The 19,545-nt window shown below is 50.1% G+C and carries 30 protein-coding genes and 1 rRNA gene; 29 read left to right on the forward strand and 2 right to left on the reverse strand.

Features of this window, described 5'->3' with window-relative positions; all coding sequences use genetic code 11:
* Positions 1-7: 7 nt before the first annotated feature.
* From rplE to O9H85_RS34095, 25 genes are all read left to right on the forward strand, one after another.
* Positions 8-550 (forward strand): 50S ribosomal protein L5, encoded by a 543-nt coding sequence (gene rplE / locus O9H85_RS33975; RefSeq protein WP_269885804.1) that lies wholly within the window; start codon positions 8-10, stop codon positions 548-550.
* Between the two features lie 58 nt (positions 551-608).
* Positions 609-794: a type Z 30S ribosomal protein S14 gene (locus O9H85_RS33980; protein WP_166245964.1), complete on the forward strand. Its 186-nt coding sequence runs from the start codon at positions 609-611 to the stop codon at positions 792-794.
* A 32-nt stretch (positions 795-826) separates the two neighbouring features.
* Positions 827-1,225 carry a 30S ribosomal protein S8 gene (rpsH, locus tag O9H85_RS33985; protein WP_269885805.1) on the forward strand — a complete coding sequence of 133 codons (399 nt, stop codon included), beginning with the start codon at positions 827-829 and terminating at the stop codon, positions 1,223-1,225.
* A gap of 31 nt (positions 1,226-1,256) precedes the next feature.
* Positions 1,257-1,799, forward strand: coding sequence for a 50S ribosomal protein L6 (gene rplF, locus O9H85_RS33990; RefSeq protein ID WP_269885806.1), 543 nt, complete (start codon positions 1,257-1,259; stop codon positions 1,797-1,799).
* 61 nt (positions 1,800-1,860) lie between these two features.
* Positions 1,861-2,229, forward strand: coding sequence for a 50S ribosomal protein L18 (gene rplR / locus O9H85_RS33995; protein WP_269885807.1), 369 nt, complete (start codon positions 1,861-1,863; stop codon positions 2,227-2,229).
* A gap of 24 nt (positions 2,230-2,253) precedes the next feature.
* Entirely contained in the window at positions 2,254-2,751 is a 498-nt protein-coding gene (rpsE, locus tag O9H85_RS34000) for a 30S ribosomal protein S5 (protein WP_269885808.1), read from the forward strand.
* Between the two features lie 10 nt (positions 2,752-2,761).
* Complete coding sequence (rpmD, locus tag O9H85_RS34005) at positions 2,762-2,950, forward strand: 50S ribosomal protein L30 (RefSeq protein WP_269885809.1); 189 nt, start codon at positions 2,762-2,764, stop codon at positions 2,948-2,950.
* A 36-nt stretch (positions 2,951-2,986) separates the two neighbouring features.
* Positions 2,987-3,427: a 50S ribosomal protein L15 gene (gene rplO, locus O9H85_RS34010; RefSeq protein ID WP_269885810.1), complete on the forward strand. Its 441-nt coding sequence runs from the start codon at positions 2,987-2,989 to the stop codon at positions 3,425-3,427.
* Positions 3,427-4,728 (forward strand): preprotein translocase subunit SecY, encoded by a 1,302-nt coding sequence (secY, locus tag O9H85_RS34015; RefSeq protein WP_269885811.1) that lies wholly within the window; start codon positions 3,427-3,429, stop codon positions 4,726-4,728. The genes rplO and secY overlap by 1 nt, the downstream gene beginning before the upstream one ends.
* A 159-nt stretch (positions 4,729-4,887) precedes the next feature.
* The gene (locus O9H85_RS34020) at positions 4,888-5,541 is read left to right on the forward strand and encodes an adenylate kinase (RefSeq protein WP_269885812.1); all 654 of its coding nucleotides are present in this window, start codon (positions 4,888-4,890) and stop codon (positions 5,539-5,541) included.
* Entirely contained in the window at positions 5,538-6,290 is a 753-nt protein-coding gene (map, locus tag O9H85_RS34025) for a type I methionyl aminopeptidase (RefSeq protein ID WP_269885813.1), read from the forward strand. Before O9H85_RS34020 ends, map begins: the two co-directional genes overlap by 4 nt.
* A gap of 6 nt (positions 6,291-6,296) precedes the next feature.
* Positions 6,297-6,605 carry a KOW domain-containing RNA-binding protein gene (locus tag O9H85_RS34030; protein ID WP_269885814.1) on the forward strand — a complete coding sequence of 103 codons (309 nt, stop codon included), beginning with the start codon at positions 6,297-6,299 and terminating at the stop codon, positions 6,603-6,605.
* Between the two features lie 2 nt (positions 6,606-6,607).
* A complete protein-coding gene (gene infA / locus O9H85_RS34035) occupies positions 6,608-6,826 on the forward strand; it encodes a translation initiation factor IF-1 (RefSeq protein WP_009676800.1) in 219 nt (72 codons plus the stop codon).
* Positions 6,827-7,040: 214 nt separating this feature from the next.
* A complete protein-coding gene (gene rpmJ / locus O9H85_RS34040) occupies positions 7,041-7,154 on the forward strand; it encodes a 50S ribosomal protein L36 (RefSeq protein ID WP_003333770.1) in 114 nt (37 codons plus the stop codon).
* A gap of 16 nt (positions 7,155-7,170) precedes the next feature.
* On the forward strand, positions 7,171-7,539 hold the full coding sequence (rpsM, locus tag O9H85_RS34045; RefSeq protein WP_269885815.1) for a 30S ribosomal protein S13: 369 nt from the start codon (positions 7,171-7,173) through the stop codon (positions 7,537-7,539).
* A gap of 15 nt (positions 7,540-7,554) precedes the next feature.
* The gene (gene rpsK / locus O9H85_RS34050; protein WP_269885816.1) at positions 7,555-7,953 is read left to right on the forward strand and encodes a 30S ribosomal protein S11; all 399 of its coding nucleotides are present in this window, start codon (positions 7,555-7,557) and stop codon (positions 7,951-7,953) included.
* 127 nt (positions 7,954-8,080) lie between these two features.
* On the forward strand, positions 8,081-9,025 hold the full coding sequence (locus O9H85_RS34055) for a DNA-directed RNA polymerase subunit alpha (protein ID WP_269885817.1): 945 nt from the start codon (positions 8,081-8,083) through the stop codon (positions 9,023-9,025).
* A gap of 48 nt (positions 9,026-9,073) precedes the next feature.
* Positions 9,074-9,439 carry a 50S ribosomal protein L17 gene (gene rplQ / locus O9H85_RS34060; protein WP_218095089.1) on the forward strand — a complete coding sequence of 122 codons (366 nt, stop codon included), beginning with the start codon at positions 9,074-9,076 and terminating at the stop codon, positions 9,437-9,439.
* A gap of 97 nt (positions 9,440-9,536) precedes the next feature.
* Positions 9,537-10,298 carry a tRNA pseudouridine(38-40) synthase TruA gene (gene truA, locus O9H85_RS34065; RefSeq protein ID WP_269885818.1) on the forward strand — a complete coding sequence of 254 codons (762 nt, stop codon included), beginning with the start codon at positions 9,537-9,539 and terminating at the stop codon, positions 10,296-10,298.
* 156 nt (positions 10,299-10,454) lie between these two features.
* Positions 10,455-10,892, forward strand: a complete 438-nt coding sequence (gene rplM / locus O9H85_RS34070) for a 50S ribosomal protein L13 (protein WP_269885819.1) — start codon at positions 10,455-10,457, stop codon at positions 10,890-10,892.
* Between the two features lie 19 nt (positions 10,893-10,911).
* Complete coding sequence (rpsI, locus tag O9H85_RS34075; RefSeq protein WP_269885820.1) at positions 10,912-11,304, forward strand: 30S ribosomal protein S9; 393 nt, start codon at positions 10,912-10,914, stop codon at positions 11,302-11,304.
* Between the two features lie 211 nt (positions 11,305-11,515).
* The gene (locus O9H85_RS34080; RefSeq protein ID WP_269885821.1) at positions 11,516-12,208 is read left to right on the forward strand and encodes a phosphoadenylyl-sulfate reductase; all 693 of its coding nucleotides are present in this window, start codon (positions 11,516-11,518) and stop codon (positions 12,206-12,208) included.
* Positions 12,209-12,256: 48 nt separating this feature from the next.
* Entirely contained in the window at positions 12,257-13,432 is a 1,176-nt protein-coding gene (sat, locus tag O9H85_RS34085; RefSeq protein WP_269885822.1) for a sulfate adenylyltransferase, read from the forward strand.
* Between the two features lie 85 nt (positions 13,433-13,517).
* Positions 13,518-14,276: an N-acetylmuramoyl-L-alanine amidase CwlD gene (gene cwlD / locus O9H85_RS34090; RefSeq protein ID WP_269885823.1), complete on the forward strand. Its 759-nt coding sequence runs from the start codon at positions 13,518-13,520 to the stop codon at positions 14,274-14,276.
* A 66-nt stretch (positions 14,277-14,342) separates the two neighbouring features.
* Positions 14,343-15,443 (forward strand): Mrp/NBP35 family ATP-binding protein, encoded by a 1,101-nt coding sequence (locus tag O9H85_RS34095; protein ID WP_269885824.1) that lies wholly within the window; start codon positions 14,343-14,345, stop codon positions 15,441-15,443.
* 21 nt (positions 15,444-15,464) lie between these two features.
* Here O9H85_RS34095 and gerD read toward each other — a convergent pair whose 3' ends face one another.
* Entirely contained in the window at positions 15,465-16,145 is a 681-nt protein-coding gene (gerD, locus tag O9H85_RS34100; protein WP_269885825.1) for a spore germination lipoprotein GerD, read from the reverse strand.
* A gap of 136 nt (positions 16,146-16,281) precedes the next feature.
* Here gerD and O9H85_RS34105 point away from each other — a divergent pair, with 136 nt between their 5' ends.
* Complete coding sequence (locus O9H85_RS34105; RefSeq protein WP_269885826.1) at positions 16,282-16,881, forward strand: KinB-signaling pathway activation protein; 600 nt, start codon at positions 16,282-16,284, stop codon at positions 16,879-16,881.
* Positions 16,882-16,907: 26 nt separating this feature from the next.
* On the opposite strand, the gene pdaB is transcribed toward O9H85_RS34105, so the two are convergent.
* Positions 16,908-17,693 (reverse strand): polysaccharide deacetylase family sporulation protein PdaB, encoded by a 786-nt coding sequence (gene pdaB / locus O9H85_RS34110; RefSeq protein WP_269885827.1) that lies wholly within the window; start codon positions 17,691-17,693, stop codon positions 16,908-16,910.
* A 113-nt stretch (positions 17,694-17,806) separates the two neighbouring features.
* On the opposite strand from pdaB, the gene O9H85_RS34115 reads away from it, so the two are divergent.
* The 3 genes from O9H85_RS34115 to O9H85_RS34125 form a co-directional block, all read left to right on the forward strand.
* Entirely contained in the window at positions 17,807-18,418 is a 612-nt protein-coding gene (locus tag O9H85_RS34115; RefSeq protein ID WP_269885828.1) for a stage II sporulation protein M, read from the forward strand.
* 183 nt (positions 18,419-18,601) lie between these two features.
* Positions 18,602-18,820, forward strand: coding sequence for a hypothetical protein (locus O9H85_RS34120; RefSeq protein ID WP_269885829.1), 219 nt, complete (start codon positions 18,602-18,604; stop codon positions 18,818-18,820).
* A gap of 324 nt (positions 18,821-19,144) precedes the next feature.
* Positions 19,145-19,545, forward strand: a 16S ribosomal RNA gene (locus tag O9H85_RS34125); the annotation flags it as partial.

Here is a 19,545-nt window from a genome sequence, read left to right on the forward strand (position 1 = left end):
TCCCATCATGACAGCAAGAATGAAGGATCGTTTCTTGAACGAAATCACGCCCGCGCTGATGCAAAAGTTCAGCTACAGCACGGTGATGCAGGTTCCTAAGATCGAGAAAGTAGTTATCAACATGGGTGTTGGCGAAGCGGTTTCCAACTCCAAGGTACTGGATACGGCGGTTTCCGATCTGCAGCTGATTGCAGGTCAAAAGCCAGTCATTACCCGTGCGAAAAAATCCATCGCAGGCTTCAAACTGCGTGAGAATATGCCTATCGGTGTAAAAGTGACGCTGCGCGGCGAGCGTATGTATCACTTCCTTGACAAATTGTTCAATGTCGCTCTTCCTCGCGTACGTGACTTCCGCGGGGTATCGAACAAAGCGTTCGACGGCCGCGGCAACTACACGCTCGGTTTGAAAGAGCAGCTCATCTTCCCGGAAGTGGAGTACGATAAAGTCGATAAAGTACGCGGTATGGATATCGTTATCGTAACGACTGCCAAAACGGATGAAGAGTCCCGTGAATTACTTACCCAATTAGGTATGCCGTTTACCAAATAAGAAAACTTGCCCGCGAAGCAAGTTTCGTTTGGAAACCCCCAGGAGGTGTAAACGAGAAGTGGCAAAAACTTCGATGAAGATTAAGCAGCAGCGTGAGCCTAAGTTCAAGGTGCAAGCTTATACACGTTGCGAACGTTGTGGTCGCCCGCATTCCGTACTGCGGAAATTCAAAATATGCCGAATTTGCTTCCGTGAATTGGCATATAAAGGCCAGATTCCTGGCGTTAAGAAAGCAAGCTGGTAAAACTCAAAGTTTCGGGAAGGAGGTTTACATTCATGGTTATGTCCGATCCAATTGCAGATATGCTTACACGCATTCGCAACGCAAACGTTGTTCGTCATGAAACGGTAGAAATTCCGGCTTCGAAGATCAAGAAGGATATCGCTGAGATCCTCAAGAAGGAAGGTTTCATCCGTGACGCTGAATATGTAGAGGATAACAAGCAAGGCATTATCCGCTTGTTCCTAAAATATGGTCCGAACCAAGAGCGTGTTATCACAGGTTTGAAAAGAATCAGTAAGCCTGGACTGCGCGTTTATGCAAAAAGCCAAGAGGTTCCGCGCGTACTCGGCGGCCTTGGTATCGCCATCCTCTCCACCTCCAAAGGTGTGATGACGGATAAAGATGCTCGTCAATCCAAAGCCGGCGGAGAAGTTATCTGCTACGTTTGGTAATTCTGATTTTGAATGAACGGAGGTGCAAAACATGTCCCGTATTGGTCGCAAGCCCATCACGATCCCAAGTGGAGTTAACGTGACTTTAGACAATACATTGATTACGGTGAAAGGTCCGAAAGGAACGCTGAGCCGCGAACTTCATAAAGATATGAAGTTGAATGTCGAAGAAAGCCAACTTACCGTTGAGCGCCCTTCTGACAACAAACTGCATCGTTCCCTGCACGGTACGACCCGCAGTGTAGTGCAAAACATGGTGAGCGGTGTAACGGATGGTTTCGTAAAAAATCTTGATCTGGTTGGGGTTGGTTACCGTGCGAACAAATCCGGCAACAAGCTGGTTTTGAACGTAGGTTACTCCCATCCGGTTGAGATCGAGCCAGCGAACGGTATCGAGTTCGAAGTGCCGACCAACACCAAAATTATCGTTAAAGGTATCGACAAGGAGCTTGTTGGTGCTACTGCAGCAAAAATTCGTTCCGTTCGTGCGCCGGAGCCGTATAAAGGCAAAGGTATCAAGTACGAAGGTGAACGCATTCTTCGTAAAGAGGGTAAAGCCGGTAAGAAGAAGTAAGCTTCTTAGTCTGACGGCTTAACCCGGTTTTACGCAACAACTCGAAAGGAGTGAACCTCGAATGATTACAAAAAGCGACAAGAACAAAGCGCGTCTGAAAAGACACCTTCGTGTTCGTAAGAAAATTCAAGGAACGACTGAACGCCCACGTCTCAACATTTTCCGTTCCTCTAAACATATGTACGCTCAACTGATCGACGATGTCAAAGGCGTAACTATCGCTGCCGCTTCCACTCAAGATAAAGAGCTGAAGGAAGGTCTGGGCAACGGCGGTAACGTGGATGCAGCTACGAAAGTCGGAGCTCTTATCGCAGAACGCGCTAAGAAAGCCGGCGTTGAGAAAGTTGTATTTGACCGCGGCGGTTACTTGTACCATGGACGTGTAAAAGCACTTGCTGACGCTGCTCGTGAAGCAGGTCTTGAATTCTAATCTATTTACAAGGAGGTAAAGGACTTGCGTATTGATCCCAATACTTTAGAGCTGACTGAAAAAGTCGTTCATATCAACCGCGTTGCTAAAGTAGTAAAAGGCGGTCGTCGTTTCAGCTTTAGCGCGCTCGTAGTTGTGGGCGACGGTAAAGGTTGGGTAGGCGCCGGAATCGGTAAAGCAGGTGAGGTACCAGACGCGATTCGCAAAGGTATCGAAGATGCTAAGAAAAACCTGATTCACGTGCCTATCGTTGGAACAACCATTCCTCACTTGGTTACCGGACATTTCGGAGCGGGCCGCGTTCTTCTGAAGCCGGCTTCCAAAGGTACCGGCGTGATCGCCGGCGGCCCTGTTCGTGCCGTACTCGAACTGGCTGGCGTAGGCGATATCCTGACGAAGTCCCTCGGATCTTCGAATTCCATCAACATGGTTAACGCGACGCTGGAAGGCTTGCAGCGCCTGAAGCGTGCCGAAGAGGTTGCTAAGCTTCGTGGCAAAACCGTTGAAGAACTCTTAGGTTAGGAGGGATACCATGGCTAAGCAATTGCAAATTACCCTCAAGCGCAGCTTGATCGGCCGCAATGAAGCACAGCGCCGCACCGTTGCCGCTCTTGGACTTAAGAAGTTGCACCAAACCGTATCGCAGCCTGACAATGCCGCTATTCGCGGTATGGTCAATCAAGTAAGTCATCTGGTTGAAGTGAACGAAGTCGAAGCATAAATTGATTTATAACAAAGCTTAGAGGAGGTGCAAACGATGAAATTGCATGAACTTACATCTACTCCAGGAGCTCGTAAGTCCCGCAAACGTGTAGGCCGTGGTATCGGTAGCGGCATGGGTAAAACTTCTACACGCGGTCACAAAGGGCAAAACGCCCGTTCCGGCGGTGGCGTACGTCCTGGTTTCGAAGGTGGTCAGAACCCGCTGTATCGTCGCTTGCCGAAGCGTGGCTTTAACAACCAATTCCGCAAAGAATTCGCGGTTGTTAATGTGGAAGAGCTGAACAAGTTTGCAGCTGGTACGGAAGTTACTCCGGACGTTCTGCTTGAATCCGGCATCGTCAAGAACCCGAAAGACGGCATCAAGATTTTGGGCAACGGTGAAGTAACGGTTCAACTGAATGTAAAAGCCAACAAGTTCTCTCAATCTGCGGTAGAGAAAATCCAGGCTGCCGGCGGTAAAACCGAGGTGATTTAATGTTACGTACCATATCCAATATTCTAAAAGTAGACGATTTGAGAAAACGGATCCTGTTCACCTTGCTGGTGCTGATCGTCTACAGAATTGGTGCTTTTATTCCGGTACCTAACATCAACACAAGCATCTTGAAACTTCAAGACCAAGCTAACTCGAACGATGTTTTCGGTTTGCTGAATACTTTCTCCGGTGGGGCGCTGTTCCAATTCTCCATCTTCGCGATGGGGATTATGCCTTATATTACGGCATCAATCATTGTGCAGCTCCTATCCATGGACGTCATCCCGACGTTCACACAATGGGCCAAAGAAGGAGAAGTAGGAAGAAAGAAGTTAGGGCAGATCACGCGGTACGGTACAATTGTTCTTGGCTTGGTTCAAGCCTTCGGGCTGGCGATCGGGTTTAACCGGATCTACAACGGTTTGGTTATTAACCCAACGTTCACAACCTATGCCTTGATCGCAATCGTACTTACGGCGGGTACTGCTTTTCTGATGTGGTTAGGGGAACAAATCACCGAGAATGGCATTGGAAATGGTATTTCCATTATCATCTTCGCGGGGATTGTGGCAGCAATTCCTACAGGCATTCAGCAAATTTACAAAACACAGTTTGCTCAAGCCGGGGATGCGCTTTTCCTAAACATTATTAAAATGGTGATCATCGCGATCGTGGTTATTGCCATTATCGCCGGTGTCATTTTCGTACAGCAAGGCGTTCGGAAAATTCCGGTGCAATATGCCAAGCGCGTAGTCGGCCGCAAGATGTTCGGTGGTCAATCGACCCACATTCCGCTGAAGGTTAACGCGGCGGGTGTTATTCCGGTCATCTTCGCCCTGTCGCTGCTGGTATTCCCGCCGACCATTGCAAGCTTCTGGAGAGGCAACGCGGTAGCGGATTGGATCATCACCAATCTGAACTATACGCAGCCGCTCGGTATGGTGTTGTATATCTTGCTGATCATCGGGTTCACTTACTTCTACACCTTTGTACAGATCAACCCTGTACAAATGGCGGATCAGATGAAGAAGAACGGTGGTTATATTCCGGGCATCCGTCCCGGCAAGACGACTTCGGTATACTTGACGCGTGTAATGACAAGAATTACTTTATCCGGCGCACTCTTCTTGGCCGCGATCTCCATTCTGCCTATGGTTCTTGGCAGTTTGGCAGGTTTGCCTAACTCGGTTCGTATCGGGGGCACTTCGCTTCTGATCGTGATCGGTGTCGGTCTGGAAACGATGAAACAAATCGAAAGCCAACTGATCAAACGCCATTACAAAGGCTTCATCAATAAATAGCAAATAGGGGGCAATGTCGATTCAAGATCGCCCAAGGGCCGATCATAAACGGGATTGCCATCCTGAAAGAATCTTTCAGGATCGGTTCTGATAGTGCTTGCCGCTATCGGCCCCTATATTGCTGTTAGCATCGGAAGATGCATTGGGGGAGGAAATCAGATGAATATCATCTTTATGGGGCCTCCTGGTGCAGGTAAAGGTACTCAGGCGGAGAGAATCGTAACTGAATTTCAGATCCCGCATATTTCGACGGGTGATGCATTTCGACTGGCTATGAAGCAGGAAACGGCGCTCGGTCTTGAAGCGAAGAAATTCGTCGATCAAGGCTTGCTCGTTCCGGATGAAATCACGAACGGAATCGTACGTGAGCGGCTGGCTCAGCCGGATTGCAACAAAGGCTTTCTGCTCGACGGCTTTCCACGGACCATCTCCCAGGCGGAAGCGCTGGACGGAATGATGGCTTCTTTGCAAAAATCGATCGATCACGTGATCAACTTAAGTGTAGATCGTGATTTGCTGCTTGCACGTCTAACGGGCCGACGCATCTGTAAATCTTGTGGAGCTACGTATCATATCTTGTTTAACCCCCCTGCAATTGAGAATGTATGCGACAAATGTTCTGGTGAGTTGTACCAGCGTTCGGATGATACCGAGGAGAAAGTAGGTACGCGTCTAGACGAGTACCTCAATAAGACGGCTCCGCTTCTGGAGTATTATCGTAACAAGGGAATATTGCGTGAGGTTAACGGTGAGCAAGAAATTAATACGGTTACTGCACAAATCAGTTCACTATTGCGAGGGCAAGCGGAATGATCATTTGTAAGTCAGCTGCTGAATTGGAATTGATGCGCGAAGCTGGACGGATCGTGGCCGAGACGCACCGGCTGCTCCGAAAGTCCATTCAGCCCGATATTACAACCAAAGAGCTCGATCAAATCGCAGAAGACTTTATTCGCAGTCAGGGTGCAATTCCATCTTTTAAAGGCTATAACGGTTTCTCCGGCAGTATCTGTGCTTCGGTCAATGATGAATTGGTTCATGGCATACCCGGTGCCCGCAAGCTCCAAGACGGCGATATTATCAGTATCGACATCGGTGCCCAGTATAAAGGCTACCATGGAGATTCGGCTTGGACCTACGGTGTAGGCACCATCTCGGAAACAGCTCAAAAGCTGCTCGACGTGACGGAAAGATCCTTGTATGCAGGCCTCGCGGAAGCGAAGCCGGATGTACGCTTATATACGATCTCGGCGGCGATACAGAAAGTGATTGAGGATGAAGGTTTTTCGGTGGTTCGGGAATATGTCGGACACGGGATCGGTACGCAGCTTCATGAGGAGCCGCAAATACCGAATTACGGCAAAGCCGGTTACGGCCCGCGTTTAAAGCCTGGCATGGTACTGGCAATCGAGCCGATGGTCATTGCAGGGGAACGTTATGTAAAAACCCTGGAGGACAATTGGACGGTTGTCACGGTGGATGGCACACTGTGCGCGCATTTTGAGCATACCATTGCAATTACGCCTGACGGTTATGAGATACTGACTAAGCAGAGCGTATAGGTAAAGATGATGGAAATGCTAAACCCTCCGCATATCGGACAAATCGTTTGGGTGAATCGAGGAAGAGACTCCGGGAAGTACGCCGTCATTATCGGCGTCGTAGACCAACGATACGTGTGGATTGCAGACGGCGACAAACGGAAATTCGATCAGCCCAAGAAGAAAAATATACTTCATCTCGAGCTTCTGCCCCTGACGAGTCCGGAAGTTGCGGACAGTATACGGGAGACGGGCCGTGTTACGAACGGGAAGCTGCGATTTGCACTGAATAAGTATGTGGAACCAGCAGACGAAGCGCTAGAGAAAGGAGAATGACTGTGGCCAAAGAAGATGTGATTGAAGTTGAAGGTACAGTGATTGAACCTCTTCCGAATGCAATGTTCAAGGTGGAACTGGAGAACGGTCATAAGATACTTGCTCATGTATCCGGTAAAATCAGAATGCACTTTATCCGGATTCTTCCGGGCGATAAAGTGACTGTCGAGCTTTCGCCGTATGATTTGACCAGAGGCCGTATAACCTATCGTTTTAAATAAATCGGAATCAACACCAAGGATCGGGTTGGAAAGTTACACCGAGCCTTACATTGCGGGCTTTCTTATGTTAAACTATAGTAATGTGGTTTAGCGAGGTTAAGCAGGAAGGCTCCGTACAACATATAGCAGTACTGTGAAGCTGAGATGCATCGCAAACTTAAGCACACTCTTACGAACTAGTTTTCCTTCGGAAAACTTGGAGGAGGTAACAACCATGAAGGTAAGACCATCGGTCAAGCCGATTTGCGAGAAATGCAAAGTCATTCGCCGCAAAGGAAACGTTATGGTCATTTGTGAAAATCCGAAGCATAAACAAAAACAAGGATAAGGAGGTGCCTGACTAAATGGCACGTATCGCTGGTGTAGATTTACCTCGTGACAAACGCGTTATTATCGCGTTGACTTACATTTTCGGGATCGGTAATACAACGGCACAAAAAATCGTTGCGCAAACCGGTATCAATCCGGAGACTCGCGTTCGCGATCTGACGGAAGATGAAGTGAGCAAAATCCGTGATATCATCGACAAGACGCTGAAGGTGGAAGGCGACCTTCGCCGTGAAATCGCCCTGAACATCAAGCGCTTGATCGAGATCGGTTGCTATCGCGGCGTTCGTCACCGCCGTGGCCTGCCTGTTCGCGGACAACGTACCAAAACCAACGCTCGTACGCGCAAAGGTCCTCGTCGTACGGTAGCTAATAAGAAGAAGTAAGGGGGGTAACTCAAAATGGCTAGACCAAAGAATAAGGTCGTTCGTACCAAACGTCGTGACCGTAAAAATATCGATTCCGGCGTAGCGCACATCCGCTCTACGTTCAACAATACGATCGTAACGATCACGGATCCGCACGGCAACGCAATCTCCTGGGCAAGCGCAGGTAACCTGGGCTTCAAGGGTTCCCGCAAAAGCACCCCTTTCGCCGCTCAAATGGCTGCCGAATCCGCTGCAAAAGCTGCAATGGAGCATGGCATGAAAGCTGTTGAAGTTATGGTTAAAGGTCCTGGAGCAGGCCGTGAAGCGGCTATCCGTTCTTTGCAAGCAGCAGGTTTGGAAGTAAACCTGATTAAAGACGTGACTCCGATTCCTCATAACGGCTGCCGCCCTCCAAAACGTCGTCGTGTCTAATTCAGGATTGCTAAGCTAAGTGGTATAAATATCCAAAAGTTGTGAATACTATTTGGATAGGCATACTGCACGTTCTATGCGTCTTATGTTATCCCGAGGGAAACGACGTTTGAAGGAGGGTTAAACCATGATCGAAATCGAAAAGCCGAAGATAGAGACGGTTCTTTCCAGCGAAGACGGAACGTATGGCAAGTTTGTCGTAGAGCCTTTGGAAAGAGGCTACGGTACGACGCTTGGCAACTCGCTTCGCCGGATCCTGCTGTCATCCTTACCGGGGGCTGCTGTCAACTCCGTGCATATCGACGGAGTTCTCCACGAATTCTCCACCATTCCTGGTGTTATGGAAGACGTGACGGAGATTATCCTTAACCTGAAAGGGTTGTCCCTCAAAATTCACTCCGATGAAGAGAAAGTGTTGGAGATTGATGCTGAAGGGGAAGGAGCTGTTGTGGCCGGCGATATTCGAGGCGATAGCGATGTGGAAATCCTGAACCCTGATCTGCACATTGCGACGCTGTCATCCGATGCCCGTCTGCACATGAGAATTCATGCCAGCCGCGGCCGCGGATATGTTGCTGCGGATAAGAATAAGAGGGAAGATCAGCCGATCGGCGTCATTCCGATCGATTCGATTTATACTCCAATCACCCGCGTCAACTACAGTGTGGAGAACACTCGTGTCGGCCAAGTCACAAACTATGACAAGCTAACCCTCGAAGTCTGGACCGATGGTAGTATCCGACCGGAAGAAGCCGTAAGCTTGGGCGCCAAAATTTTGACGGAGCATCTCTTGCTGTTCGTCGGTTTGACCGACGAAGCGAAGGATGCCGAGATCATGGTAGAGAAGGAAGAGGACAAGAAAGAGAAAGTGCTTGAGATGACTATCGAAGAGCTGGATCTTTCTGTACGTTCCTACAACTGCCTGAAGCGCGCAGGCATCAACACGGTGCAAGAATTGATTACTAAAACCGAAGAAGATATGATGAAGGTTCGGAATCTGGGCCGCAAATCTCTCGAAGAAGTGCAAGAAAAGCTCGAAGAGCTTGGCTTGGGCTTGCGGATGGAAGATTAAGCGTACTTAGACGGAACCTCCATAATCAAGCAGAAGGAGGATCTACCCATGGCATACCAAAAGTTGGGTCGTGACTCTAGCGCGCGGAAAGCATTGTTTCGCGACCTAGTAACCGACTTGTTCATACATGAACGCATCCAAACAACTGAAGCGAAAGCTAAGGAGCTGCGTTCCATTGCGGAGAAACTGATCACCCTGGCTAAGCGCGGAGACTTGCACGCTCGTCGTCAAGTGGCTTCTTTCGTTCGTCGTGAAGCTGCGAATGAGAACCAGGATGCGATTCAAAAGCTGTTTGCTGATCTGGCTCCTCGTTACGCTGAGCGTCAAGGCGGCTATACTCGCATCTTGAAGCTCGGACCTCGCCGCGGCGATGCAGCTCCTATGGTTTACCTAGAGCTGGTTGATCGAGCTTAATCAAAGGATAGGAAAGGGTGGACGGGATCTTTACGATTCTGATGAAACCCTTTTTTTTGTAGGCTGAAAAGGGATTGGGGATACACGGAGGTCGGCCGTGAGAAACATATGTATGACCGTCAGCTACGACGGTACGGCTTATCATGGATTTCAGGTCCAGCCCGGCAAAATTACCGTTCAGGAATGTCTGGAGCAGGGAATCAAGATACTTACCGGCGAGGAAGTGAAAGTGATTTCTTCGGGCCGAACGGATGCCGGAGTGCATTCGAGAGGACAAGTATTTAATTTCGTTACCGCCTCGCAAATCCCCGTAGAACGGTGGGCACTGGCCCTCAATGCCCGGCTTCCAGACGATATCGTGGTGCGGCATGCCAGAATCGTTCCTGACCACTTCCATGCGCGCAGATCGGCCAAACGAAAGACTTACCGTTATACGATCCGGTACGGCAAGTATCCGGATCTGTTCAAACGGTATATGGAGTTCCATCATCCGACACGTCTGGATTTGGATGAGATGCGGGAAGGGCTGCAGCATCTCGTCGGGCAGCACGATTTTGTCTCCTATTGTTCGGTACGCAATACGAAGAAATCTACGGTGCGGACGATCTACGAAGCGCGGCTGGAGTGTGATCCCTGGGACGAGGACTTGAAATCGACTGCTGTGCATATTTATTTGTCCGGAAGCGGCTTCTTATACAATATGGTGCGTATTATTGTCGGAACCCTGCTGCAAGTGGGGGAAGGCAAAAGAACGAGCCTCGATATGCGTTCCATTCTGGAGGCGAAGGACCGCGCTTCTGCCGGGCCGACGGCTATGCCGCACGGTCTCATGCTGTGGGAAGTTTTTTATCCGGAATAACGGAAATCCCCTTGATATCCGGGCCAAAATGGTGTAAGATATCAATTGGTGTTTCTTGACTGGCTACCCCACGGCCCCGGGTCCTGAAACCATTACAAATGACTATGAATTTATTACGAACCTGCATGGCAGATATAGATTTAGGAGGAACATTTCATGCGTACCACATATATGGCGAAGCCTAATGAAGTTGAACGCAAATGGTACATCATCGACGCTGCGGACAAGACGCTTGGCCGTCTGGCGAGCGAAGCGGCTACCATTCTGCGCGGCAAACACAAGCCGCAATTTACTCCGCATGTCGATACCGGCGATTTCGTCGTGATCATCAATGCCGAGAAGATCGTACTGACCGGTAAGAAGCTGCAAAACAAAATGTACTATCGTCACTCCCTGCATCCAGGCGGTTTGAAAGTGACCTCCGCCGGAGACATGCTGAACAACAAGCCTGAGCGCCTGTTGGAGCTGGCGATTCACGGTATGCTTCCGAAGACTCGTCTGGGCAGCCGTTTGAAGACGAAGCTGAAAGTATACGCCGGTTCTGAGCATCCGCATCAAGCACAACAACCAGAAGTTTGGGAACTTCGCGGTTAATTAAAGGGAGGACTGTCTTGTGGCACAAGTTCAATATTATGGCACTGGCCGTCGTAAGCACTCGGTAGCACGCGTACGCTTGGTACCAGGCGAAGGCCGGATCGTTATCAATAAGCGTGAATTGGATGAATATTTCGGTCTGGAAACTTTGAAGCTGATCGTTAAGCAGCCTTTGAACCTGACTGAAACTTTGGGTAAATATGATGTACTGGTTCTTGCACATGGCGGCGGTATTTCCGGACAAGCCGGTGCAATCCGTCACGGTATCTCCCGCGCTCTGCTGAAGGCAGATCCGGAGCTCCGCGGCTCCTTGAAGAAAGCCGGCTTCCTCACTCGTGACCCACGGATGAAGGAACGTAAGAAATACGGCTTGAAGGCCGCTCGTCGCGCGCCTCAGTTCTCCAAGCGTTAATTTGTATCCTGTACAACGAAGCCTCTTCGATCTCGGATCGAGGAGGCTTTTTTTTGCATATCCGCGTTCACCTAATGATCTTGAGATTAATAAGATAGTCTAGCGCCTACAAAATTTTAAATTGACAAAAGGTCGGGATACGATATAATGAAATTAATCTTTATAAATCGTATGATAATACTCGGAATTAATATGGGAGGTACTTATACCTATGAATTTATTGGAAAAAGAAGCGCTCATCCATCAAGCGGCTGAAGAGTTCGAGAATCAATCGCCGGAAGCACTTTTAGCCTGGGCGGTAGAAAGATTCCCAAGCATTACGCTGGCTTGTAGCTTCGGGGCTGAAGACGTCGTACTCGTCGACATGCTCCAGAAGATCAGCCCGAAGACCGATATTTTTTACTTGGATACGAATGTCCACTTCAAAGAAACCTATGAAACCCGCGACCAGCTTCAAGAGCGCTACGGCTTGGAATTCGTTCAAGTACTTCCTAAGCTGACCCTTGACGAACAAGCGTCCCAGTTCGGCGATGAGCTGTGGAAGAGCAATCCTACGCAGTGCTGCAATATCCGGAAGGTCGATCCGCTGACCGATATTTTGAAAAACTACGACGCTTGGATTACGGGGATTCGCCGTGACCAGGCTCCTACGCGCGCCAACACGAAGAAAGTGGAATACGATACGAAGTTCGGTTTGGTGAAGTTCAACCCGCTGGCCGGCTGGACCTCGGAGGATGTTTGGAACTATATCCGCACCAATAATGTCATTTACAACCCGCTGCATGACCGCAATTACCCAAGCATCGGCTGCGAGCATTGCACGCGTCCGGTTGCGGCTGGAGAAGATCCTAGAGCGGGACGTTGGGCAGGCTTTGAGAAGACGGAATGCGGTTTGCATAAATAAGCTGAGGTCATACTACAAACAACAATTCGCGGCTGGGAGGAATTTACCATGACAGAAACCATTCGTCCGCACGGCGGGACTTTGATTAACCGCGTAGCGGAAGGGGCAGAGCGCGAGCAGCTGCTGAAGAAAGCGGAGAAGCTGTACCGGTTGAAAGTAAACGCTTGGACCGTCTCCGACCTCGATCTGATCGGCGTAGGGGCATTTTCCCCGCTGACAGGCTTTATGAACGAACAGGATTATACCTCCGTCGTCGAGCGCATGCGTCTGGCGGACGGCAACGTATGGAGTATTCCGATTACGTTGGGCGTTGAACCGGATTCGGCTCACGGCTTTGAGATCGGGGAAGAAGTAGCCCTTGTCGGGGAAAATGACGGCATTGTATATGGGATCATTACCGTTGAGAGCGTCTATGACGTCGATCAACGGCATGAAGCGGTTAAAGTGTTCAAAACCGACGAAATGGAGCATCCGGGCGTACAGAAGCTGTTTACGAAGCCGGCTACTTATGTAGGCGGACCGGTTCGCGTGCTCAACCGTCCGAAGCCGGAGAAATTCGAGGAGTTTTACTTCGATCCGGCGGAAACCCGTAAAATTTTCGCGGAAAAAGGCTGGAAATCCGTAGTCGGCTTCCAGACGCGCAATCCCGTTCACCGTGCCCATGAGTACATTCAGAAATGTGCCATGGAAATCGTCGACGCCCTCTTCCTGAACCCGCTCGTAGGTGAGACGAAATCCGATGACGTGCCGGCGAATGTGCGGATGAAGAGCTATTTGGCGCTTCTTGAGAATTACTATCCGGAAGACCGCGTCTTTCTGGGCGTGTTCCCGGCAGCCATGCGTTATGCCGGTCCGCGCGAAGCGATATTCCATGCGATGGTCCGCAAAAACTACGGCTGCACGCATTTTATCGTAGGCCGCGACCATGCCGGCGTTGGCGACTATTACGGAACGTATGAGGCGCAGGAAATTTTCCGCAACTTCACGGCGGAGGAGCTTGGGATTACACCGATGTTCTTCGAGCACAGCTTCTTCTGCACCAAATGCGGCAATATGGCTTCGAGCAAAACGTGCCCGCACGGCAAAGAGCACCATCTCACGCTGTCCGGTACGAAGGTCCGGGCGCTGCTGCGCGCGGGAGAGTGCCCTCCGCCGGAGTTCTCCCGTCCGGAGGTCGCCAAGATTCTCATTGAAGGCATGAGAGAACCGGAATATCAAGTTTAAGCCTGTCTTTGCGGTAACGTATATTTGTCCACCCTGTCCCATATAGATAGTAAGGAGTCTATGGGGATGTGAGGTGGATTTTTTCATGTTCGGAAGAAAGAAGAGGGTCATTGTCTGGCTGACCTTACACAGCGGGCTGAAGATTGTAATGTCGGCTCTCTTGATCGCACTGATGCTGTTCATGTTCACGTACGAGCTGCCCGCAACCAAAACATGGACCTATTGGACGATGCCGCTTTCGGGCAAAATCATTGCGCTCGACGCCGGCCACGGCGGGCCGGACGGGGGCGCCGTCAGCAAAGACGGCTTGTCCGAGAAGGACGTAAATTTGGCGATCACCCGTTATGTCCGGGATTATCTCCAGGAAGCCGGCGCGCTTGTCGTCATGACCCGCGAGGATGATACCGATTTGGCGGATCCGCAGACCAAAGGGTACAGCCGCAGGAAAACGGAGGATTTACTGAAGCGAGCAGAGTTTATAACGCAGCAAAAATCCGATCTTCTGGTAAGTGTCCATTTGAATGCCATCCCCTCGCCGAAGTGGTCGGGCGCACAGACCTTCTTTTACCCGGGTCAAACCGACAGCGCCAGGCTGGCCGCCTTAATCCAGGCTGAGCTGCGCAAAAATCTGGACAATACCGACCGGGTAGCGAAGCAGTCGGATAAGGAAATCTATCTGCTTAAAGCGATGAAGATTCCGAGCGCTCTGGTCGAGGTCGGCTTTCTGTCGAACCCTCCGGAAGCCAAGATACTGCGGGATCCGGCCTACCAGAAAAAGGTCGCCGCTTCCATTTATCAAGGCATTCTTCGTTATTACTCCGGTGAAAAAGTGGGCACCAATTAAAATTATGGTATAATGATCCTCAGTGAAAGCAGTAGAGATAACAACCATAAGGCTGGGGTGACGAGAGTGTTAACTAGGGAGCAATTGTTAGCGTCGGTACAGCATTTGATCGATCCGGTATTCGGGTTGCCGCTGACCGATTTGAAATTTGTACGTGATATGATGGTGAAAGAGAACCAGGTCTCTGCAACGCTCTTGCTTTCGGCCGAGGACGAAGCTTATAAAGACGAGCTGCAGCGGGTAATAACGGAAGCCTTTACCGGCGAAGGGGTCGCGTCGGTGCATCTGCGGTTCCGTCCGATCTCCGATTACGAGCGCAGCGAAGCGGCTCGCTTGGTGCAGGAGACAGGGGCAGCGCAGCAGGCGGCACCCGCCGAGCAAGCGCCGAATCTTCTGGATGCGGCATCGGGCGTACAGTTCATCGCTATCGCGAGCGGCAAAGGCGGTGTAGGCAAATCGACGGTGACGGTCAACCTGGCCGTTGCCTTGGCGCGTCTCGGCAAGCGGGTAGGTCTCGTGGACGCCGACATTTACGGATTCAGCGTGCCGGATATGATGGGGATCGAGGAACGCCCGCAAATGGCAAACAACCGAATCGTTCCCGTTGAACGGTTCGGCGTAAAGGTCATCTCGATGGGCTTCTTCGTGGAAGAGAATACCCCGGTCATTTGGAGAGGGCCGATGCTCGGCAAAATGCTTCGCAACTTCTTTAACGAAGTGGCGTGGGGCGAGCTCGATTACCTGCTTCTGGACTTGCCGCCGGGAACCGGAGACGTGGCGTTGGACGTCCACCAGATGATTCCGCAGAGCAAGGAAATCATCGTGACGACGCCGCATGCTACGGCCGCTTTTGTCGCCGCGCGTGCGGGAGCGATGGCGCTTCATACGGAGCATGAGATTCTCGGCATCGTGGAGAATATGTCTTATTACGCCTGCAGCCATTGCGGGGAGAAGGACTATGTGTTCGGTCGGGGAGGCGGGGCCAAGCTTGCGGAAGAGCTGCACAGCTCGCTGCTTGCGCAAATTCCGCTTGGTGTTCCGGATAATCATGTAGCCGAACCGGATTACTCCCCTTCCGTATATAAGGCAGACTCGGAAACCGGACAAATTTATACCGATTTGGCCAAGCAAATCATATCCCGCCTAGACAATAAAGGACCGGCCTAAAGCCGGTCCTTTTGCTTGTTACTATGAGCCGCCACTGTCGGAACCTTGATCGCCGCCTGAACCGCCGCCCGAGCCGCCGCCTTGTTTCTGACCGCCGCCGCCCTTGCCGCCGCCTTTCTGGCCCTTTTGCTCCTTCGGCATCGACTCCTCCTGCAGCACCTTCTTCATCAGATCCATCAGCTCGAGACGGAATATCGGGCTTGAAAGCGATTCTTGAATGACCGTCTTCATTTGGGTTCGATAAGGCGTACCCTTCATCGTATCAAGAAGAATCGTTTGATAATCAGGGCTTTTCATGGCCTCCGTCATCGATTTTTGATACTCGGGATCCTTTAATAAGTCCTTATGAAGTTGCTTCGTATCTGCCTGCACCGCTTTGGCGAATTGCCCGGCAAACCGCGGATCGGTTATCATTTTCTGGAGAAATTGCGTATTCTGCGTATCGACCAGCACATCTTTGACTGCGAGCTGCAGCTGCTGAGTATCTCCGGCAGATAGAACCTGCATCTTTGCATTCTGTGTGATCGCGGCTTCTTGAATGGCTTTCCGGCCATCCTCCGTCTTGAGAATATCCAGCACCATGGATTTGGTATCCTTATAAGCATTGCCGCTGGTTGATGAAGCTTGCGATTCGGATCCGCAGGCCGTCAGGAAGCCAAGGATGAGGAGAAGAGGCACATTTCGTAGCCATCGCACTTTCATCGGTTCGGGCTCCTTTCCGTCGTTTTAAGCTTAGTATGGTTTATTGGCTGCCGATTTAACACAAATGTCAATTGGCTTTTTCCGGCGATCGTTGATAGAATGAGGTGTTGAAACAAATTGTGGGGGTAAGCTTCAAGTGACAATTCGGAAATGGTTTTATTTATTTTGGACCACGCTGCTTATCGGATCGGCCGCGGCTGTCATTGCCGGTTTAATGCTGCAATTATCCGATCAACAGCTGAGCATCGGCGGCAAAGAAATCGGATTCAGCTTCATTACGATGCTGCTGGGCGGCGCCACGATCAGCGTCCTAAGCCAAATGGGCTTCTTCGCCTACTTGATCGTGCGTTTCATTATGATGGGAATCATCCGTAATAAAGTAACCTGGGATTCGCTCCAATTGCTTGTTATAGCCTATAGCCTCTTCGATCTCATTTATTTGCGTTACAGCGGATCGCAAGAAGCGACAGGGTGGCTCAGCTTTGCCGTGCTTCCTTGTATCCTGGTCGTCTGCTCCCTCGTTGCTTCCTGGTGGAAAGTAAAGCTGACCCATCGCAGCGCATGGATCCCGACGATGTTTTTCTTGGTCTCGGTAACCGCTATGGAAGCCGTTCCCGCGCTTCGGCTCAATAACGCGGCATCCACTATTTTTATGATGTCGCCCTTATATCTTTGCAATGTGTGGCAAATCTTAATCTTAACCAAAGTGCTGAAAACAAACAAAGAGCCGCTATGACGGCTCTTGCTCTTTTGCATAGATGATTAATTCAGCTGCTTCATCGTTTGATCCTCGACCGGAGGCTTGTTGCTCACTTGCGTTTGCTTCATCAGCTCGCTCACGCTTACGAATTCATAGCCCTTATCGCGAAGCTTATCTATTATGATCGGGAGCGCTTCATGCGTTTGCTTGCTGGAGTCGCTCGCGTGCAGCAATACGATCGCTCCTGGATGAGCATTGGTCACCACACGATTAACAATATTATCCACGCCCGGATTCTTCCAATCGAGCGAATCCGTATCCCACTGTATCACGTTATAATTTAAGTCGTTAGCAATACGAAGCACTCTTTTGTCAAAATCGCCGTTCGGCATCCGGATCAAGTTCGGCGTCTGTCCTGTCGTTTCGCTTATAATCTGATGGGCGGTCTTGATTTGCGTGCGGATCTCGTCATCATTCAGGCTGCTGTAATTGACATGCTTATGGCCGTGACTGCCGATTTCCCAGCCGCCGCTCACGATTCGCTTCACCAGATCGGGATGGCTCTTGCTCCAGGGCGAGGAAAGGAAGAAGGTCGCTTTCTTAACCCCTTTGTCCTCCAGCACCTTCAGGATCGGCTCGGTTCGCACTTCGCCCCAGCTGATATCGAACGTCAAAGCGATCAGCTTCTTATCGGTAGTCACACTGTAGACGGCCGCGGGCTCATTCTGAGAAAAAACAGACACGTTCCCCTTCTCCGAATAGATGATCCCGATCGCAAACAGCACGGCAACGCAAATGATTAAGGCTTGCTTGAGCTTTTTTCCGTTCACTACATAAAAGAAATTCATGGAATGGACTGCCTCCTTTGCCCGTCTCTTGCGATTAAGGCTTGGTTATGGAATTACTAAAAATGTATGCTCGTACCACTAACTTATGCTAACAAATGATTGGAGGGCTCTTGATGAATTGGAAGCTGGCTTCGGCCCAGATAAGAATCATGAAGCATTATTTTATTGCCTCCTCCCTTGTTTTTCTGGTAGGACTGGTGCTGGGAGCAGGATTTTCGGATCATTTTCAGTCGTTTCTGGCAAGCCAAGTGCAGGCACTGCAGGAAATCACGAAGAAAATCCCCGACGTGCCTAATCAGCAGTGGCAATTGTTTTGGCTAATCTTCTGGAACAATACGTCAAAATCTTTATTGATTATCGTATTGGGCGTGTTCTTCGGCGTATTTCCGCTATTCTTTTTAATGGCCAACGGCATGATTCTAGGATATATTGCGGTTCTGTCCGCGCAAAAAGCATCATGGCTCTTTGTAGCCAAGACGATCCTTCCCCACGGCATTATTGAAATACCGGCGGTCGTCATTGCGTGCGCCTTTGGAATTCGCTTCGGACTGCTCGTCATCAAAACGTTGTTCTCCATGCTGAGCCCGGCTCGTTCCGTTAAAGCCTTCGAAGAGCTCCGCACCTTTATGAAGTCCTTGGTGCCGGTTGGGCTTTCCCTGGTGCTTCTCTTGTTCGTTGCGGCTCTTATAGAAAGCACGTTGACGTTCTGGTTGGCCAAAGCTTAAAAATAAAAAAATCAGCTACTCATAAAATTGCCAAAAACTGAGCATAACAGTAAAGCGAGCAAGATGGTTTTGGCAGCCCGGGGATGCCTTCGTATGCGCCGACCTTTCATTATGAATCGTTGTGCTTTGAAGGGATCCCTTTTTGCGCTCTTGAATCGAATTCTGAAAGGGGCTCTATGACGGATGCTTGGTTTTTTGTTCAATGAACGGGAATGTAGAGAGCTGGATTACGTGCTTCGCAAAGAGTTGGACGAAATGCTGTTTGATTTAAATGACAAAAGGATTGATGCGGACATTAAGGTAGCCATCGAATCAAGGTACAAGACGGTCTTTCGGATGTATGCGCGGCTCGCATCACCCAAGGAAATTTCACGGTATGCGCGGAACCGGATGCATCATTAAATTTTCTTCTCAAAAGGCTTGACTTTAAAACGCAATTTATGTTACCTTATAACACGTTCTGGTTCTGCGGATCAGCATCCCAATGACTGGAACGAGCGAAAATAAAAATAATGCTTGCAATTAGCTAGGTAAATGTGTTATATTATAAAAGTCGCCGCTGAAACGGATGACAACAAACGACAAGCTGAAAAGACAGTCTTAATAAGCCTTGTCGGATCATTGCTCTTTGAAAACTGAACAACGAGTGAGTGCAATAAGAGAATGAAAATTCTCGTCAGCATTAAAGATTGAGCTTAATCAGCTCTGTTCGATAAAGTTTTACCTTTATTGGAGAGTTTGATCCTGGCTCAGGACGAACGCTGGCGGCGTGCCTAATACATGCAAGTCGAGCGGACCCTTCGGGGTTAGCGGCGGACGGGTGAGTAACACGTAGGCAACCTGCCTGTAAGACCGGGATAACTACCGGAAACGGTAGCTAAGACCGGATAGCTGGTTTCTTCGCATGGAGAGATCATGAAACACGGCGCAAGCTGTGGCTTACGGATGGGCCTGCGGCGCATTAGCTAGTTGGTGGGGTAACGGCTCACCAAGGCGACGATGCGTAGCCGACCTGAGAGGGTGATCGGCCACACTGGGACTGAGACACGGCCCAGACTCCTACGGGAGGCAGCAGTAGGGAATCTTCCGCAATGGACGCAAGTCTGACGGAGCAACGCCGCGTGAGT

Source organism: Paenibacillus gyeongsangnamensis (assembly GCF_027533625.1).
GTDB classification, from domain to species: Bacteria; Bacillota; Bacilli; order Paenibacillales; family NBRC-103111; genus Paenibacillus_G; species Paenibacillus_G gyeongsangnamensis.

Excerpts from the sequence above, each read along its gene's own strand:
- O9H85_RS34020 (WP_269885812.1), top strand. The coding sequence starts at position 4,888 with ATGAATATCATCTTTATGGGGCCTCCTGGTGCAGGTAAAGGTACTCAG.
- gerD (WP_269885825.1), bottom strand. The coding sequence starts at position 16,145 with ATGAAAGTGCGATGGCTACGAAATGTGCCTCTTCTCCTCATCCTTGGC.
- rpmD (WP_269885809.1), top strand. The coding sequence starts at position 2,762 with ATGGCTAAGCAATTGCAAATTACCCTCAAGCGCAGCTTGATCGGCCGC.
- rpsM (WP_269885815.1), top strand. The coding sequence starts at position 7,171 with ATGGCACGTATCGCTGGTGTAGATTTACCTCGTGACAAACGCGTTATT.
- rplF (WP_269885806.1), top strand. The coding sequence starts at position 1,257 with ATGTCCCGTATTGGTCGCAAGCCCATCACGATCCCAAGTGGAGTTAAC.
- O9H85_RS34030 (WP_269885814.1), top strand. The coding sequence starts at position 6,297 with ATGATGGAAATGCTAAACCCTCCGCATATCGGACAAATCGTTTGGGTG.
- rplE (WP_269885804.1), top strand. The coding sequence starts at position 8 with ATGACAGCAAGAATGAAGGATCGTTTCTTGAACGAAATCACGCCCGCG.
- rplR (WP_269885807.1), top strand. The coding sequence starts at position 1,861 with ATGATTACAAAAAGCGACAAGAACAAAGCGCGTCTGAAAAGACACCTT.
- cwlD (WP_269885823.1), top strand. The coding sequence starts at position 13,518 with ATGTTCGGAAGAAAGAAGAGGGTCATTGTCTGGCTGACCTTACACAGC.
- rpsK (WP_269885816.1), top strand. The coding sequence starts at position 7,555 with ATGGCTAGACCAAAGAATAAGGTCGTTCGTACCAAACGTCGTGACCGT.
- rpmJ (WP_003333770.1), top strand. The coding sequence starts at position 7,041 with ATGAAGGTAAGACCATCGGTCAAGCCGATTTGCGAGAAATGCAAAGTC.
- rplO (WP_269885810.1), top strand. The coding sequence starts at position 2,987 with ATGAAATTGCATGAACTTACATCTACTCCAGGAGCTCGTAAGTCCCGC.
- pdaB (WP_269885827.1), bottom strand. The coding sequence starts at position 17,693 with ATGAATTTCTTTTATGTAGTGAACGGAAAAAAGCTCAAGCAAGCCTTA.
- rplQ (WP_218095089.1), top strand. The coding sequence starts at position 9,074 with ATGGCATACCAAAAGTTGGGTCGTGACTCTAGCGCGCGGAAAGCATTG.
- sat (WP_269885822.1), top strand. The coding sequence starts at position 12,257 with ATGACAGAAACCATTCGTCCGCACGGCGGGACTTTGATTAACCGCGTA.
- O9H85_RS34080 (WP_269885821.1), top strand. The coding sequence starts at position 11,516 with ATGAATTTATTGGAAAAAGAAGCGCTCATCCATCAAGCGGCTGAAGAG.
- O9H85_RS34120 (WP_269885829.1), top strand. The coding sequence starts at position 18,602 with ATGCTTGGTTTTTTGTTCAATGAACGGGAATGTAGAGAGCTGGATTAC.
- rpsH (WP_269885805.1), top strand. The coding sequence starts at position 827 with ATGGTTATGTCCGATCCAATTGCAGATATGCTTACACGCATTCGCAAC.
- O9H85_RS34115 (WP_269885828.1), top strand. The coding sequence starts at position 17,807 with ATGAATTGGAAGCTGGCTTCGGCCCAGATAAGAATCATGAAGCATTAT.
- O9H85_RS34055 (WP_269885817.1), top strand. The coding sequence starts at position 8,081 with ATGATCGAAATCGAAAAGCCGAAGATAGAGACGGTTCTTTCCAGCGAA.
- secY (WP_269885811.1), top strand. The coding sequence starts at position 3,427 with ATGTTACGTACCATATCCAATATTCTAAAAGTAGACGATTTGAGAAAA.
- rplM (WP_269885819.1), top strand. The coding sequence starts at position 10,455 with ATGCGTACCACATATATGGCGAAGCCTAATGAAGTTGAACGCAAATGG.
- map (WP_269885813.1), top strand. The coding sequence starts at position 5,538 with ATGATCATTTGTAAGTCAGCTGCTGAATTGGAATTGATGCGCGAAGCT.